This is a genomic window from Aequorivita sediminis (assembly GCF_032080575.2).
In the GTDB taxonomy this organism is placed as follows: domain Bacteria; phylum Bacteroidota; class Bacteroidia; order Flavobacteriales; family Flavobacteriaceae; genus Aequorivita; species Aequorivita sediminis.
In genome coordinates, this window is record NZ_JAVLSO020000004.1 from 98,675 (window position 1) to 115,213 (window position 16,539).

The following is a 16,539-nucleotide window of genomic DNA, read 5'->3' on the forward strand; positions in this document are numbered from 1 at the left end:
AAAGAGAAACCCACAAGGAGCCTCGCAAAAACGGGAGATACCTTGCAGGTTAATAAACAAACGAATAAAAAGGAGATTTTGGCTACTCCAAATCAAGCCTTAGGCCCAATGAAACATTGTGTTGATCCACAACGTTATTTTTAAAGATGGTATTAAGGTCGTATTTAGCATAAATTGAAGTGGCTCCCCAACCTATATAAGCACTTAATCCATAAATAAAATTATTAGTGTTGTAATTAGCTTTCAATTTTTGTTTCTGATTTTCACCATCTTTTTCAAATTTAAGTTTTTGACGAGCGCCTAAATTAATTCCTCCGTAACCTCCAATCCCAAATTTGAACTGATTGCGAGTTGCATATCGAAAATAATCGTCGTGTTCAATCTTTTTTGAAGGTCCAAATTCAAAATGAATTGGAATTACTAGGTTGTCCATCCTAAATTTTGACTTTTTTAAATTTAACGGATAGGTTTGAAGTTCCGTTTGCTCCCCTGTATCTACAAAAATTCTGTTATCGGTTGGTTTAAGTCCGTTAAACTGAAGTGCTAGACCATACCTAACTCGCAACCAATTAGAATTGTCGAAAACACGAGTTTTCCAAGTCCACCCTAATTCGGCAAATCGACTACCAGCAACTTTAAAATCTGAATCCTCCAAGGATTCTCCTGAAGTTATAACATTATTTAGTCCAACGGCTATATATCCATCTGAAGTTGTGCGTCTGTCATAAACAACTTTCTTTTCTTTACTTTTAACCGAAACCCCAAAAACCCGAGTGTTATTAGCATCTTCATTACCAAAACTGATAGCCACGTAGGCTTTATCTTCATTTTCTCCTGATTCCCCGTTACGCTTGTACAATTCCATTTTATTGTCAACAATAGACAGTCGATTTTCTATATTTAATGCGTGTTTTTTAGCCGCGGCATTTTTTAAGATTTCGGCCTCAGCTTGGACGATATTTCCTGCTTCAAGACTTTTATTAATATTTTCGACCTCAATCTTTAACGCATTCTTTTCCTGTTGAACTATCTGTTCTTTAACACGAGAAAATTTTTCGACGACACTTAGTGAGTCCACTTGTTTTTCCTGAGCGTGTGAATAATTACTGGCAAGAAAAAACATAGTTAGGGCTGTTGAAATTGTGATTAATGATTTCATAATTGTTCGATTTTTGATTATTGATGAATGATATTTTTTAGTCGGTAGTCTTTGGATGGTAGACGATGGTTGGGGTAGTTTTATATATTTAATACTGAAATTTGATTAAAAAATTAAAAATTTCAAGAACCTCTCGACTGCGCTCGAGGTATCACTTACTCAATCGTTTCTTTCAATAACTGCCGTTCTAATTTTTATAAAACCTTCGCCTAAAGCGTCGAAAACTTTATTGCGAAAACTCTTCTCTAGTTCCAATTCCACTTCCTGGAGTAAGGCCGTTGCATCAACTTTAGGAGCGTTGAGAATTTTTTGTGTCTGAATTTCACGGCGTGCTTTTTTTAGCAGATCTTCAACTTCAGTTATACTTACCTCATTATTGTTATGCTGTAATTCCTTTACAGATGCAATTACCTCATCTACCTTGGCATTGATAAGCTCTTCTTCAAACGACTTCTCTTTTTCAGTATATGCAAGAACTTTGGTTTTATCAATTTTCTTATCAATTTCAGATTTTTTAGCACCCGTTGACATAGGTGATTTTGGGCTTGACTTGATTAAATTTGAACTTGAATTTGATTGCGACTTTTCTTTACCATTTTTTTCTTCAGGTTTGATTACGTCTGAATTATTTTGTGTCGAAACAATTCTTTCAGCATTTTGAGTATTCGGAATGATATTTACCTTGTTATCAATTGATTTTTCATCTACACCTTCCGTTGTAATTTCATCATTAATTTCAATTGTACTAGTAAAGACAACTGAGCTTAAAATAAGTATACCAATAAGGCTAGCGGCAATGTAATACCACAATACAGTTTTCGTTTTAGGTGATTCTGCGTCTAGCTTGGCTTCTAGTTTCTCCCAAGTTCTTTTAGAAGGTTTTAACTCCCTCGACTCTAACTTTTCACGAATATTATCTTCTAATTTATAAGGCGCCATAACTTAAGTTGTTTTGTTGTTTCACTAAATCTTGAAGTATTTTTCGAGCTTTAAAAAGCTGTGACTTAGATGTGCTTTCGCTTATTTGCAATAACTCTGCAATTTCCCCGTGTTTATATCCTTCAACCGCGTAAAGCACAAAAACAGTTTTATAACCATCAGGAAGACTATCTATAATTTCCTGAATTTCATTAGTTTCCAACTCCGTTTCGATATACGTTGAATGTTGGGTTGTATTATCAATTTCCTGTTCAGAAACAAAGTGTAATTTTTTATCCTTTCGAAGTTGCGAAATACTTTCGTTTACCATAATTCTACGAATCCACCCTTCAAAACTACCTTCATTGTTATAGTTGCCTAAATGGGTAAAGACTTTAAAAAAACCTGTAAGCATTACCTCCTCAGCCAAATCGATGTTTTTTAAATACTGTCTGCACACGCCTAACATTTTAGGGGCAAACATTTCATACATCTCTTTTTGAGCTCGGCGATCGCCATTGCCCGCTTTGGCAATTAACTTTGAATAATTTTTATGTAATGGGATAATTTTCAAAATACGCTTCGCTGATAAGGGCTTCTATTTATATAGACGCAGGTTTTTAAGAAATAGTTGCCTGAGGGATGAAAAAAAATGTTTTCAGTGTATTGCACAGTAAGAAGCTTAAAAAGTTTCTAGTTTACAGTACCTAATTGGGACTGAAGTTTGAATTTTAGCCGTTACGCTACTGTTTTCTGAACACGGAATACTATTTCTTTCTGTCAATAACGTAATTAACCATCAGCTCAAGCGATTCCTTATAAGGAGAGTTAGGGTAAGTATTTAATAGTTGAAGAGCTTGTTGTTGATAATCTTTCATTTTGGTAACCGCATATTCAAGTCCGCCGTTGTTCTTCACATAAGCTATCACTTCATTTACACGCTTTTTATCTTTATTGTGATTTTTAACCGAATTGATAAGCCATTTCTTATCCTTAGGAGAAGCATTATTTAATGCATATATTAAAGGTAGTGTCATTTTCTGTTCCTTAATATCTATCCCTGTAGGTTTTCCGATACGTTCATTTCCGTAATCAAATAAATCATCTTTTATCTGAAACGCGGTTCCTATAAGTTCTCCAAATTTTCGCATTTTCTCAACCTCATCATCCGGAGCCATAACCGAACGAGCACCCATTGCACAACAGGCGGCGATTAAAGTCGCTGTTTTTTGTCGGATAATTTCAAAATAAACTTCTTCAGTGATATCGAGTTTACGTGCTTTTTCAATTTGAAGTAATTCGCCTTCGCTCATTTCACGAACAGCAACAGATATAATTTTAAGTAAATCGAAATCATTGTTATCAATAGAAAGCAACAAACCTTTGGAGAGGAGATAGTCCCCAACCAGTACAGCAATTTTATTTTTCCAAAGGGCATTAATGGAGAAAAACCCACGTCGGCGGTTACTGTCGTCCACCACATCGTCGTGCACTAAAGTTGCTGTATGTATAAGTTCGATAACAGAAGCTCCGCGATAAGTACGTTCGTTTACACTACCCTGACCAGTCATTTTCGCGATAAGAAAAACAAACATCGGTCGCATTTGTTTCCCTTTTCGATTTACTACGTAGTGAGTAATTCGGTTGAGTAGGGAAACTTTTGAAGACATAGATTGAGAGAACTTTTTTTCGAAAAGCTCCATTTCTTTTTCAATCGGAAGTTTTATGCGTGAGACTATCTTCATAAAGCTCCAAAGATAGTTAAAAATGAGTGATGATTTTCAAGTGAATTTAGCCGTGAATGTTTCAAAGGAATAAGCAAATATCCAATATTTCACACATCTTTTGAAATCTCATTCTCTTAAGCACTTACACAAATCGCTATAAAGTTGATAAAAAATAAAATTTACATCAAAAAAGTATATTATTTAAACCCTTTAAAAAATTTGTTAAACTGTACGAAGTTTAATTAAATATCAGGCTTATGTCATAGATTTGGTAAATTACTTTTAATCCCCTAAAAATTAAAAATATGAAAAAAATTACTTTATTGGTAGGAATATTTTTTTGCTTTGTTATGAAAGCACAGACTAATTATTTTTTCGATGATTTTCAAGATGCAGACATATCAGACTGGACTTTACTAGATGAAGACGGTGATGGTTATTATTTTATGCCTTTTGATCCCACTGTCTCTCAAAATGGCGAAGAAATTTATTTGTCATCACAATCCTGGGATGGCACCCCCTTAACCCCTAACAATTATGCAATTTCCCCTGCAATCGTTGTTCCAGGGAACGAATCACTTTCAGTAAGCTTTTTAGTTGGCACACAAGACACCTCTTATTATAATGAAACTTATACAGTTTACGTATCTACAGGAAACACTATTGCAGATTTCATGAATACTGACCCTACAGTTACTATAAGTTTCTCTGAGAACATTGGTGATGATCCTTGGGCAAGAGGAACATTTGTACCAAGAACCCTTGACCTTTCATCTCTAGCTGGAGCTACTACTCTTTATATAGCCTTCAGACATCATGATTCAACTGATCAATTCATCATTAACTTTGACGATGTTAGTCTCACAGGGGCTTTAGGCTTAAACGACAATTCATTTAAGGGTTTCAAACACTTTGTTTCAAGCGACCATTTAACCCTTTCTGCAAATACACAAATGGACAGCGTTGCACTATACAATATGTTAGGACAGCAAGTTGTTTCTCAAAAATTAAACAACACTAATGAGTCTGTAAATATTTCTGAATTACAATCAGGTATTTACATCGCTACTGTATCTATCGATGGAGCTAGCAAGTCATTTAAAATTATAAAAAACTAATTTACAGTTTATCATATATTAAAAAGAGCGGCCTAAAGCCGCTCTTTTTATTTACTGTTTGTTCGCCAATTGTCCGCAAGCGGCATCAATATCTTTACCTCTACTTCGGCGTACTGTTACAGGGATGTGGTTGTGTTCTAAAGCTTCTATATAATCGTCGATAACAGTTGATGAGGCCTGTTGGAAGTTACCATCGTCTATCGGATTGTATTCTATAATATTTACTTTACAGGGTACATACTTACAAAAAGTCACTAATGCCTGAATGTCTTCCCATTTATCATTTATGTCTTTCCACACAATATACTCGTATGTAATTTTGCGATTGGTTTTACTGTACCAATACTCCAGTGACTCTCTAAGGTCTTTTAAGGTAAAGCTTTTAGCAAATGGCATAATTTGCTCTCTAGTTTCTTGCACTGCAGAATGTAAAGAAACAGCAAGGTTGAATTTCACTTCATCATCAGCTAGTTTTTTAATCATTTTTGGCACCCCAGAGGTGGAAACGGTGATACGTTTAGGCGACATCCCTAAACCTTCGTCACTAGTAATCTTTTCAATAGACTCTAGTACGTTTTTATAGTTCATCAACGGTTCACCCATTCCCATAAAAACAATGTTGGAAAGCGGCTTATTATGATACAACCTGCTTTCTCTATCTATAGTAACCACTTGATCGTAAATTTCATCTGGATTTAGATTTCTCATTCGCTTTAACCTAGCGGTTGCACAAAATGTACAATCTAAACTACACCCTACTTGCGAAGAAACACAAGCAGTAGTTCTATTTTTAGTGGGTATCAACACAGATTCCACCACAAAGTCGTCAAACAACTTTACGGCATTTTTTATAGTTCCATCACTACTTTTCTGAAAGTGATCAACTTTAATGTGATTTATAACGAAATTCTCGTTAAGATGTGCTCGCAGTTCTTTTGAAAGATTAGTCATATCGTCAAAACTATGACTTCCTTTACTCCATAACCATTCATAAACCTGCGTCCCACGGAAAGCCTTGTCGCCAATACTAACAAAGAAATCTCTAAGTTCTTCTTTTGATAAAGCTCGTATATCTTTCTTCTGTTCTTTCATGTTGCAAAATTAGGGTTTTTAAAGCAAAAAAGCCTCTTTTCCGATTTGGATTAGAGACTTTCGATTATATAGAAATTAGAGGAGGTTAGTGCTTTATAATAATTTTTTTTGTTATTGAATCATTGTTATCCTGGTTTACAAGATACAGAAAATAAATACCTTCCGAAATATTATCTACTATTATTGTATTCATTGTATTTGATAGTGAGCCAGAATTTATTTCTTGTCCCATTACATTAAACAACTGATACCTTAAATTAGGATAGCGATTGTTTAAAACTGTTAATGTGGTATTAGCAGGATTTGGATAGATTAACAGTTTCCCTAAATCTTCAAAATCAGGTACATTAAGATTGTTTTGTAGTGTTTCTATACTTGTTTGTCCAGATTCAATAGGGTCTAACCAATCGACTAATCTATTTTCAGCAGATGTCCCGGTATTCCAAGACACACCAAATCTACCATATAAATCATATCCATTATTAGTTTCTAACCCTAAACAAGCTGCTTCCCCAGCGTATAGCTGACCAATAATTTTACCGTTCTCATTAAATAATGGTGAACCGGAAGAACCGCTTTCTGTAGTTCCTATTTCCCAACCATTTCCATATCCTTGAGACCCACCTCCAATAATCCATGCTTTAGTTCCGTTGGCATCAATTTTTTGAGCCCCAGAATCATCTCTACACACCTTCATTATATCACCCTGTGGATGATGTATCCCTACTCCAAACAATGGGTCGGCGTCCAAATTGTCCCAACCAGCAAATGCAACATCCCATGAATTTGGAATATCATCGTATAATTTTACAAGAGCAAAGTCGCTTAAGCTATTGTTGGCTTTTAATTCTGCACCACTTATGGTAAAGTTTGTTTGTATATCGCTACTGTCTTCTCCAGTTCCACACACAGGGTTTGGACTTACCCAATTGAAACGTACAGTCCAAAAGGAAGGGTCGCTATTATCTAGACAATGATTGGCAGTAAGCAAATAAGGAGTTTTATCGTTTCGGGTGTTATTGATTAATGCAGAAGAACATAACAATCCATTCCCGAGGTTTAGCAAGGCAACAGATTTTTTTAATAAGTCTTTTTTCTGATCGAAGTCATTACCAACTGAACAATTAACATCGTAATTACAATCGCCAGACTCATTTATTCCTCTCGAGTTATTAATCATGTTATCTACCGCAGTCATTCTGTACCCGTGAATCACACTCCTTAGTTGTAGTTCCGGTTCGCCTTTTACATTTGGGGGTTGGTAATATTCTATCCATAGCACATCGCCTTCAACAAACCAAGTGCCTATTCGGCCATCATCCCGATTTTGATTACTAGTAAAAGTAGAAGTAATATCGGTATGTTCACCATTAAAAAGTTGCAATCTAGAACCAGTAGGCAAATAAAACTGATCGAAATTCACGCTCAAATTTACTGCTTCTGATGACTGTATCGTGGTTTGCCATATCTTCCCTCCATTAGGTAATACAGTCCAAAGACCATCATGTTGCATATCCAATCTAACTGGAATTTCAATACCATATCGCCAAGGCATACTTTTATCTCGATCGTTTATCTGATCTTCTCTTATTATAGTTTCTAAATCTATGGCAGGCAATTCCACTACATTGGGTGTGGATTCCATATTCAATCCCCAACTAACAGGTAGCGGTTCTCCATCCCCTTGAGAAAAGGCGTAAAGAAAGGAAAAGCAAAGAATGATGAAAAGAGTAGTTTTTTTCATTCAAATATCCGGTTAGTCTTAAATAGAAGAGACTAAGGTAATTTTTTATTTCCACATTTGAAAACCAAAGACTTACAAATACGCTGTACTAACTTTAATTATTTGCAAAATATTCAAGATATCCCACAATCATGGTGATAGGATTAGGATATTATTTAAAAATTAGGAATAAAAAAATCCCGATTTTAGGTCGGGATTTTTCTGATATCTTAAACAGTTATTAGATGATTAACATTGCATCACCATAAGAGTAGAAGTTATATTTTTCTTTAATTGCTTCCGCATAAGCTTCTTTAAGGAAATCGTGACCAGCAAAAGCTGCAGCCATCATCATTAAAGTAGATTTTGGTGTGTGGAAATTCGTAATCATCGCATTTGCTATACTGAAATCATAAGGAGGGAAAATAAACTTATTTGTCCATCCAGTATATGGATTTAAGCGGAAGTTTGATGAAACAGAACTTTCTAAAGCTCGCATAGCAGTAGTACCTACAGCACAAACACGCTTTTTACGCTCTAGACCTGCATTAACTATATCTGCTGTTTCTTGACTAACACTCATTTCTTCTGAGTCCATTTTGTGCTTAGAAAGGTCTTCAACTTCAACAGAACTAAAAGTACCTAAACCAACGTGTAACGTAACTTCAGCCATATTCACACCCTTAATTTCTAAACGCTTTAAAAGGTGTTTTGAAAAGTGTAATCCTGCAGTTGGAGCAGCAACAGCACCTTCAACCTTTGCGAATATCGTTTGATAACGTTCAGCATCTTCTGGCTCAACCTCTCTCTTAATATATTTTGGAAGTGGTGTTTCTCCTAATTCAGTTAACTTTTTTCTGAATTCTTCATATGATCCGTCAAAAAGGAATCGCAATGTTCTTCCGCGACTTGTAGTATTGTCAATTACTTCAGCTACAAGCGTTTCATCATCACCGAAATAAAGTTTATTTCCAATTCTAATCTTTCTAGCTGGATCTACTAAAACATCCCAAAGACGCGTTTCTGAATTTAATTCTCTAAGAAGAAAAACTTCTATACGTGCCCCTGTTTTTTCTTTATTTCCAAATAATCTTGCTGGGAATACTTTAGTGTTATTTGTTACCAACACATCGTCTTCCTCAAAATAATCGATTAAATCTTTAAATAATTTGTGCTCAATAGTTCTCGATTTTCTGTCGAGTACCATCAATCTAGATTCGTCACGGTTTTCTGCAGGATATTCTGCTAATAATTCTGGTGGAAGTTCAAAATTGTAATGTGATAGTTTCATTCCCATAATGCGTCTTGTCTTAAGGTTTTTAAAAGGTTGCAAATATACAACCTCAAGATAGGCGTTGTCAAGTAATTAGCACTTTATTTTGATTACATCCTATGTTTGCTACGCTTACAGAGAGTCGTGACAACGTTTATTTGTTAAATGATTGCCAATATTACGGGAGCTAAAAATTTAAATTCTTTTTAGTTAGAACACATCAAAGGCCATTTATGAAATTAAAGCTAAATCAATTCCAAATTTTTGTATGTCATTCCAAAAATTTGGGTAAGATTTTGATACAACCTCTGCATTATTAATTGTGAGATTAGTCTTTAAAAATAACGGTGCAAACGCCATCGCCATTCTATGGTCCTGATAGGTTTCTATTACAACATTCGCGTTTATTGAAGTAGCACGCTTAAGGGTTAAGGAGTTTTCATCTACTTCTACTGTACCACCTAATTTTTCTAGCTCAGCTTTTAAGGCTAAAAGTCTATCGGTTTCTTTAATTTTTAAGGTGTGTAGTCCAGTTAATTTACAAGCAATTCCCAAGCCAAAACACGTTACCGAAATTGTTTGAGCTAGATCTGGGGTGTTGGATAAATCGAGGCTTAAACAATCTGGTAATAGGGTTTCAATTTTTGAAATTGTGATAGACTTCTCTGCATCATTAAACACAGTTTTAACGCCCAGCGCCCTATATATTTCATTTAAAGCTGCATCACCTTGTAGAGAATCTTTTTTATAACTCTTTAATACGACCCTTTTTCCAACATTTGCACCTGAGAGTGCAACCAAACTATAAAAATAGGAGGCAGAACTCCAATCAGATTCTACAACTAATGATATATCTTGGATTTTATTTGTTGAAGCAATAATTATTTCATTTTTGTTGATTTGAGTCTTTACCCCTATTCTGGTCAATAATGAAAGTGTCATTTCGATATAAGGAAGTGAAGTGGTTTTTCCTTCTAATGTAATATTTAATCCATTTTGAAGCATTGGCGCCACCAGCATTAATGCCGATATATATTGACTACTAACGTTAGATCGAATTACAACATTGGTTTTCTGAAGATTTTTTCCCTTTATCTTTAAAGGCGGAAAACCATCATTTTTAAGATATTCTATCTCAGCCCCTAAGCTTCTAAGCGCATCTACAAGAATAGCTATAGGGCGTTCTTGCATACGCTTACTTCCAGTGAGTGTGATTTCAGAATCTTCTTTTACAGCAAAAAAAGCTGTAAGAAATCTCATTGCCGTACCGGCATGATGTACATCTACTTCTCCATTAGCAACTTGAAGTCCTTTCTTAAGAACCTCTGTATCGTCGCTATCTGAGAGATTTTCAATTGAAATATTAGGAAACTGCGCTTGAAGAATCAATAATCTATTCGATTCGCTTTTAGAACCACTAATATTAATCTCAACAAAATTATTACTCGCCTGTATGGGTCGAGTGTGAAAATTTCCTGATTCTAGGACAGCCTTCATCAGTGTTGGTCTTTCTCTTTAATCTTAGCTCGAAATTTTCCAAAAGTTACAAAGAAACCATAAACAAAGCCCGCACCTAGAAGTGTAAGCATAAACACCAATGGATTTCTTTCGGTAAAATAAGCCATGTCAAAACCTTCTATTGCCCACTTAATTAAAGCAAACAAAATAGCAAAGGACACAGCTAGCGATATTACCGATTTCCAAAAACCTTTGGTGTTTATTACCTTCTTAAACATTTACTTTAATTTTTCGTTGTTGTGGTGCCTATCGTGATCACGCTTCGTCTTAATATCTAGTTTTTTACTAAAAGCTTCTTCAAGATCTACGCCTGTTTGATTTGCAAGGCAAAGCACTACAAAAATAACATCTGCCAGCTCTTCGCCCAAATCTTTATTTTTATCGCTTTCTTTTTCGCTTTGCTCCCCATAACGACGGGCAATAATCCTAGCTACTTCCCCTACTTCTTCAGTAAGTTGAGCCATATTAGTAAGCTCGTTAAAATAGCGAACACCATGTTCTTTTATCCAAGCATCTACTGCTTTTTGCGCGTTTTTTATATCCATTATGCTTTTGAAAGTACTACTTTTTCGTTTTCTTTTGCTATTAAAAGTTCAAAGAATTTTTTTAAGTTCCCATATTCTTCCGCAGCGATATACGATTGATTTATTGCAAATTCAACCGATAGCTGAAGTTTGTTACCGGCCTGTGATATTAAATAACGATAAGTACCTTGATTTTCACCTAAATTATAAACCACATTTTCTGGTAGCGACTCAACATTATAACCTTCTGGCAGCGATATAGTAACAATATACCTATCCTTCATCGGATACCCAAAATCTATAGGATACAAGCGAGTTTCAGTTTTAAAAGGAGTTTCTTCTGTAGCTAAAAATACCATAGGCGAAAAGTAAAGTTTTCCTGCAACATCTTCTACTAAATCCATAGCTTCAAAATCGTATTTCAAAGATACCGGTGCACCAGGAGAAGCCAAGTTTTCGAACTCTAGGTTAGCTAATTCTGCTGGAGTTAAATCCTTTTCTATTTTTTTTCGCTGTGCATCTTCATTTAAACTTTTAAAATCTGAACGATATTTAAATGCATAATTTCCAGTAAATCTACTTTGGTTTTTTCCAGTAAGCATTAAATCTGGAGTAATTTCAGCAGCTATCATCGTACTTTTTACAGCAGGAATCATTGAGCTTAAAGATACCCAACTCGAAGTGCCATCTTTCTTTACAACACGACCTTGCCAATTTTGAATACTAGACTTTAAAACTCCTATTTCAGCATCTTTATTTGTTGCATCTAATAACAACGTTCCTTGAGGAAGTTGTACCCCAGCAATTACATAGTTAAAACCATTACGCGTTGGGAAAAGAGGAACTCCGTGTGATTTTGTACTAACCAATACTGGATTAGCTTCTAAATTGGCGTGGCGAAGCATTGCTACCAACATCAGATTAATATCGGCTACATTTCCTGAGCCTTTTTTATAAGCCTCTCTAACTCCTTCATTGGTATAATAACCATTGTAACCATTCCAAGTCATTTTATTTAATACGACAGAAAAAATACGCCCAATTTTTTCTTCAGAAGAACTAGCCCCTTGAAGAATATTGTTTAAGTCTTTTTCGAAATAGTTTTTACGTTCTAATTCAGCTCCAAATAAATCTACTCTATATATACTTTTTGAAACATCTTCCCAATTAGTAGCATACGTTTTTAACGGAGAGCCAGGAAAGTCTATATAACTCATCTCAAACTGTAAGGCTGTGGTGTAATTGTTTAAATTACCTACAAACGCTTCTTCTTTTAAAGCAGGTACATTTTCCAAATCTACCGTATAAGTATCTTCCTTAAACTTAATTTCTCTAGTTATAGTTTCTCGCATACTTTTTCCAAAAGTTCTTGTATCCATTGGTTCTAGTTGTCTAAAACTCATACTTCTTTCTCTAGTAAATTTATCTACTTTATATGGCACCCACCCTCTTTGGTGTGTTTTATAAATGAAATATTCTGGAGTTTTAAAAACCATATTCACCTTCTCTATCGGAATTGTTTCCTGAAATCTAAACTCATCTATATTAAAGATAAATGGTGAATTTATTGTGTATTTATACTCTATTACAGCACCTTCGCGAACGGCTGGCATTGTGATTTTTGTCTGAGTTAGGTACTTAGAAGTTTCTTCTTCAAAAATTCCGTCTTTTCGGAGTTTTTCGTCTTGTACCTTTCCATTTTCGTCCAAGTAATACGTGTTTCCTCTCAGTCCTAGCAGCTTATCTTCCCCTTCACCCTTGTACAAATTAATTTCGGCGTTTGCCCAATCAAAACCTTCTTTGTTGTAAATCTTTACTCTTTCGAAGTAATCGGTAACCATATACCATCCGGAATCTTGATTGTATTGAAATTCGGTTTTTACTTCTCGATACAACACTGCAGCGTTTGCAGAAGGATCTGTAGGGTGTTCTTTTTGAAGTATTTCTTCTTTAGAAACCTTCCCAAACCTATAGTCTTGCGCTATTGAAATATTCAAAAAGCACATAGTAATTATTACTGAAAGTAGATTAGTTTTCATAAATGATAGTTAGTTATTGAACGTTTTGTTTTAAAAGAATTTTGGTTTTATCAAGCCTCGCAATAGATCTTAAAAAATCACGATATTCTTCATATTCATTTGGAGGATACTCTCCTTCTTCAATACGAAGCTTTCGACTGTATATTAATTTATTTTCATCGGTTTCATTGAAGCTAACTTCGTATTTTCCAAATTTGGTTTCCAAAGCCAAATCTTCTGGCAGGCCGTCAATGCTGAAATTTTCTGGAAGAGCTACTTCAACAGTGTCTACATCAATAAATCCGTGACGGATAAATAGGTTTTGTTTCCTATCATCAATTCGTGGAGGTATGTATTTATTTTGGTTGAAAATATTAGGACAAAAAAGAAAATCTTCTCCAACAGGGTTAGCGTAACTTGGAACTGAAACTTCAATATTTTCAGTAAAAATCACTTCTTCTCTATTATTTTTAAATTTAATGTCGTCTACCGTAAATCCATTTACATAACTCCATCTCTTTTTGTAAAATCTATCTATATCTTCTTGTTTTTGCTTTGGAAGAAGATACTTACTGTCGTATTGAATCCCTTCGGAAACACCTTTAAAATGCGCAGTAACATTCCCCTGAGCATCTACAATAAGATTAGTGAAGTTGGTCTGTAAGTTTTCTTCAGTTTTATAACTTTTCGTACGTGTAACCTTCCCTCCTTCAGGTGTCATAACTAATACATCGCGATTGTCGGTAAAATCACCAATATAACCAAAGGGAATATCTTGATTTGTACATTCTAACCAAGTATAACCATCATCTTCAGGAATAGCTAGAATAGCGTGATTAAACCAAGGCGTGGCAAAATCATTCTCAATTTCCATTATGTTCTCCCCTGCATTAACTAATGTGTAATAGGAAGGTACACCTGCAACTTCAAGAAGAGATTTTGTATACATCGTCAGCGCCTTACAATCGCCATAACTTAGCTTATCTACGTCCGATGCTGGCATAGGTTTCCATCCGCCAATTCCTATCTGAATGCTTACATATCGAACTTTATCCTGAACAAATTGGTATATTTTTCTTGCTTTTCCTTCGTTTGTAGTTTCGTTTGCTACTAAACTTCTAACCTTTGCCTTTGTACCTTCGGGAAGATCACTAACATCGGCAAGGAGCTTATTATCCAACCAACTACCAAATTTTTGCCAGTTCTCACTTGTTCCGGCTGTACCTTTTAATTTAAAATTTTGCAATGCCACCAAAACGTGAGGTAGTATGTTTCTACTCGACGGACTGTGCTCTTCCAGGCGAACTGCCTTCAAGTTCACAGCTGTAAAAGTAAGTTCGTTGTCGGCATCTGAAATTGAAATATCAAAATCATCAATATTTCTTGCGCTGTAGTTTGGCTTGTTTAATGGATTGTATTTAATTGTAAACACACTCTTTTGAGTGCTTTCAGCGTATCCACCTAAGGGTTGCCAAGGTTGTATAAAAGCAGAGTCGCCACTTTCCGCTTCACTTTCATAAACCACGATATAAGGGTAAGTTGTAGGTGTGTAATTTAAATAAAGCACACGATCGTCACTATAAATACTTATCCCAGTTCGGCTTACATCGTTAAAATCTTTCTTTTTAAAACTGGCAATTTCTTTCCCAAAAGCATTGTAAATCCAAACTCTAATGTTTTTTACTTTAGAATTGTCGTCGTAGAATTCATACAGGTTTGTATCGCCATTGCCCATTTTATTTAAAACGGCAATAACACGACGCTTCGTTGTTTTAACTGTATTAATATTAGTAACATCTAAGGCAACACTCTCGTCTATTAACACACTATTAGAATATTCCAACAACTCCTTATTAATAGAGGCTATTGAAAAATCGTTTTGGGCGAATGTTATAGCTGTGCAAAGAAGTAATACAAGGCAGGTAATTTTTTTCATAATCGGCTTTACAGCGGACCAATATATGAAACTTATAAAAGTTAAAAAAAGGTTAAAGGCATTATTCTTTATTTTTTGAATCAATCCAAATTGTAACCGGTCCGTCGTTTATTAACCCGACTTCCATCATCGCACCGAAACTTCCAGTTTTAACCTTCTTATTTGTGTTATTTTCCAACTGTAGAATAAATTCATCATAAAGCGGAATTGCAATTCCGGGTCTAGCTGCCTTTATAAACGATGGGCGATTTCCTTTTTTAGTACTTGCGTGAAGTGTAAATTGGCTTACTACTAAACACTCACCTTCAACATCTTGAACAGAGAGATTCATAGCGTCGTTGTCATCCGAAAAAATCCTCATTTTAGCTATTTTAGCAGCTAACCATTCGATGTCTTCTTGAGTATCCTCAGCTTCTATTCCAAGTAAAATTAGCAAGCCTTGATTAATTTCAGAATAAATTTTTCCGTCAATGGTAACAGATGCTTTTTTAACTCTTTGAATTAATGCACGCATTATAATTAAATAATTTTTGTAATTAAATATTTACTTTTCGTTATTATAAATATCTTTTCTAAAGTGTTCTTCTTCGCCTTCTAAAATTTGTAGATAACTCTTATATCGAGACCAGGCTATTTCCTCTGTTTCTAATGCTTCTTTTACAGCACAATGGGGTTCTTCTAAGTGAAGACAGTTGTTAAACTTACAATGTTCTTTCAATTCGAAAAACTCTGGGAAGTAATCTCCTAATTCTTCTTTATCAATTTCTACCACCCCAAATCCTTTAATTCCAGGAGTATCAATAATCTGCCCACCAAAAGAAAGGTCGAACATTTCGGCAAAAGTTGTAGTATGCTGCCCTTGTAAGTGCTGTTCAGAAATTTTTGAAGTTTTTAAATCTAATCCAGGCTCAATTGCATTTACCAAAGTAGACTTCCCAACACCACTATGCCCTGAAAACATTGTTACCTTGTCTTTCATGATAGCTTTTACCTTATCGATATTCTTGCCTGTAGTGGCAGAAATACCAATACATTCATAACCAATATTTCGATATACTGCTGCTAGGTATTTTATTTCAAGCAATTCGTCATCGTTGTACGTATCAACTTTATTAAAAAGAAGTACAGCGTTAATGTGATAAGCTTCTGCCGTAACCAAAAATCGATCTATAAAAGTGGTAAACGTTGGCGGGTTATTAAGAGTAATTAATAAAAAAGCAACATCGATATTTGATGCAATAATATGTGTTTGCTTTGAAAGATTAACCGATTTACGAATGATATAGTTTTCACGCTCTTCAATTTGCTTAATCACGCCTACCGTTTCATCTCCTTTTTTATCCACATCAAACAATACGTGATCGCCTACCGCAACGGGGTTTGTGCTTTTTATGCCGCCAATGCGAAATTTCCCTTTAATACGACAATCGTAAAAAGCTCCATCTTCTGCCTTAACAGAATACCAACTTCCGGTAGATTTATAAACAATACCTTTCATTATAATTCATTGATTCAACGTTTACTATTCAAGAT

At 35.0% G+C, this 16,539-nt stretch carries 15 protein-coding genes; 1 reads left to right on the forward strand and 14 read right to left on the reverse strand.

What is annotated here, in order from left to right:
* Positions 1-82: 82 nt before the first annotated feature.
* The 4 genes from RT250_RS08880 to RT250_RS08895 form a co-directional block, all read right to left on the reverse strand.
* The gene (locus RT250_RS08880) at positions 83-1,159 is read right to left on the reverse strand and encodes a hypothetical protein (protein ID WP_313114114.1); all 1,077 of its coding nucleotides are present in this window, start codon (positions 1,157-1,159) and stop codon (positions 83-85) included.
* A 159-nt stretch (positions 1,160-1,318) separates the two neighbouring features.
* Positions 1,319-2,098, reverse strand: coding sequence for a hypothetical protein (locus tag RT250_RS08885; protein ID WP_313114115.1), 780 nt, complete (start codon positions 2,096-2,098; stop codon positions 1,319-1,321).
* A complete protein-coding gene (locus RT250_RS08890) occupies positions 2,085-2,651 on the reverse strand; it encodes an RNA polymerase sigma factor (protein WP_313114119.1) in 567 nt (188 codons plus the stop codon). The genes RT250_RS08885 and RT250_RS08890 overlap by 14 nt, the downstream gene beginning before the upstream one ends.
* Before the next feature lie 193 nt (positions 2,652-2,844).
* Positions 2,845-3,822: a polyprenyl synthetase family protein gene (locus tag RT250_RS08895; protein ID WP_313114121.1), complete on the reverse strand. Its 978-nt coding sequence runs from the start codon at positions 3,820-3,822 to the stop codon at positions 2,845-2,847.
* Positions 3,823-4,109: 287 nt separating this feature from the next.
* Between RT250_RS08895 and RT250_RS08900 the strand changes: the two genes are divergently transcribed.
* Positions 4,110-4,922 carry a T9SS-dependent choice-of-anchor J family protein gene (locus RT250_RS08900; protein WP_313114123.1) on the forward strand — a complete coding sequence of 271 codons (813 nt, stop codon included), beginning with the start codon at positions 4,110-4,112 and terminating at the stop codon, positions 4,920-4,922.
* 51 nt (positions 4,923-4,973) lie between these two features.
* Here RT250_RS08900 and rlmN read toward each other — a convergent pair whose 3' ends face one another.
* From rlmN to rsgA, 10 genes are all read right to left on the reverse strand, one after another.
* Positions 4,974-6,014 carry a dual-specificity RNA methyltransferase RlmN gene (gene rlmN, locus RT250_RS08905; protein ID WP_313114126.1) on the reverse strand — a complete coding sequence of 347 codons (1,041 nt, stop codon included), beginning with the start codon at positions 6,012-6,014 and terminating at the stop codon, positions 4,974-4,976.
* Between the two features lie 85 nt (positions 6,015-6,099).
* Positions 6,100-7,758, reverse strand: a complete 1,659-nt coding sequence (locus tag RT250_RS08910) for a T9SS type A sorting domain-containing protein (RefSeq protein ID WP_313114127.1) — start codon at positions 7,756-7,758, stop codon at positions 6,100-6,102.
* Between the two features lie 220 nt (positions 7,759-7,978).
* Entirely contained in the window at positions 7,979-9,028 is a 1,050-nt protein-coding gene (queA, locus tag RT250_RS08915; protein ID WP_313114322.1) for a tRNA preQ1(34) S-adenosylmethionine ribosyltransferase-isomerase QueA, read from the reverse strand.
* A gap of 213 nt (positions 9,029-9,241) precedes the next feature.
* The gene (locus RT250_RS08920) at positions 9,242-10,507 is read right to left on the reverse strand and encodes a 3-phosphoshikimate 1-carboxyvinyltransferase (RefSeq protein ID WP_313114129.1); all 1,266 of its coding nucleotides are present in this window, start codon (positions 10,505-10,507) and stop codon (positions 9,242-9,244) included.
* On the reverse strand, positions 10,507-10,746 hold the full coding sequence (locus RT250_RS08925; RefSeq protein WP_313114130.1) for a hypothetical protein: 240 nt from the start codon (positions 10,744-10,746) through the stop codon (positions 10,507-10,509). The genes RT250_RS08920 and RT250_RS08925 overlap by 1 nt, the downstream gene beginning before the upstream one ends.
* Complete coding sequence (locus tag RT250_RS08930) at positions 10,747-11,073, reverse strand: nucleotide pyrophosphohydrolase (protein WP_313114131.1); 327 nt, start codon at positions 11,071-11,073, stop codon at positions 10,747-10,749.
* The gene (locus RT250_RS08935; RefSeq protein ID WP_313114132.1) at positions 11,073-13,091 is read right to left on the reverse strand and encodes a DUF3858 domain-containing protein; all 2,019 of its coding nucleotides are present in this window, start codon (positions 13,089-13,091) and stop codon (positions 11,073-11,075) included. Before RT250_RS08935 ends, RT250_RS08930 begins: the two co-directional genes overlap by 1 nt.
* A gap of 13 nt (positions 13,092-13,104) precedes the next feature.
* Positions 13,105-15,006: a DUF3858 domain-containing protein gene (locus tag RT250_RS08940; protein WP_313114134.1), complete on the reverse strand. Its 1,902-nt coding sequence runs from the start codon at positions 15,004-15,006 to the stop codon at positions 13,105-13,107.
* Between the two features lie 61 nt (positions 15,007-15,067).
* Positions 15,068-15,520: a D-aminoacyl-tRNA deacylase gene (gene dtd / locus RT250_RS08945; protein ID WP_313114136.1), complete on the reverse strand. Its 453-nt coding sequence runs from the start codon at positions 15,518-15,520 to the stop codon at positions 15,068-15,070.
* 30 nt (positions 15,521-15,550) lie between these two features.
* The gene (gene rsgA / locus RT250_RS08950; RefSeq protein WP_313114137.1) at positions 15,551-16,504 is read right to left on the reverse strand and encodes a ribosome small subunit-dependent GTPase A; all 954 of its coding nucleotides are present in this window, start codon (positions 16,502-16,504) and stop codon (positions 15,551-15,553) included.
* Positions 16,505-16,539 lie beyond the last annotated feature (35 nt).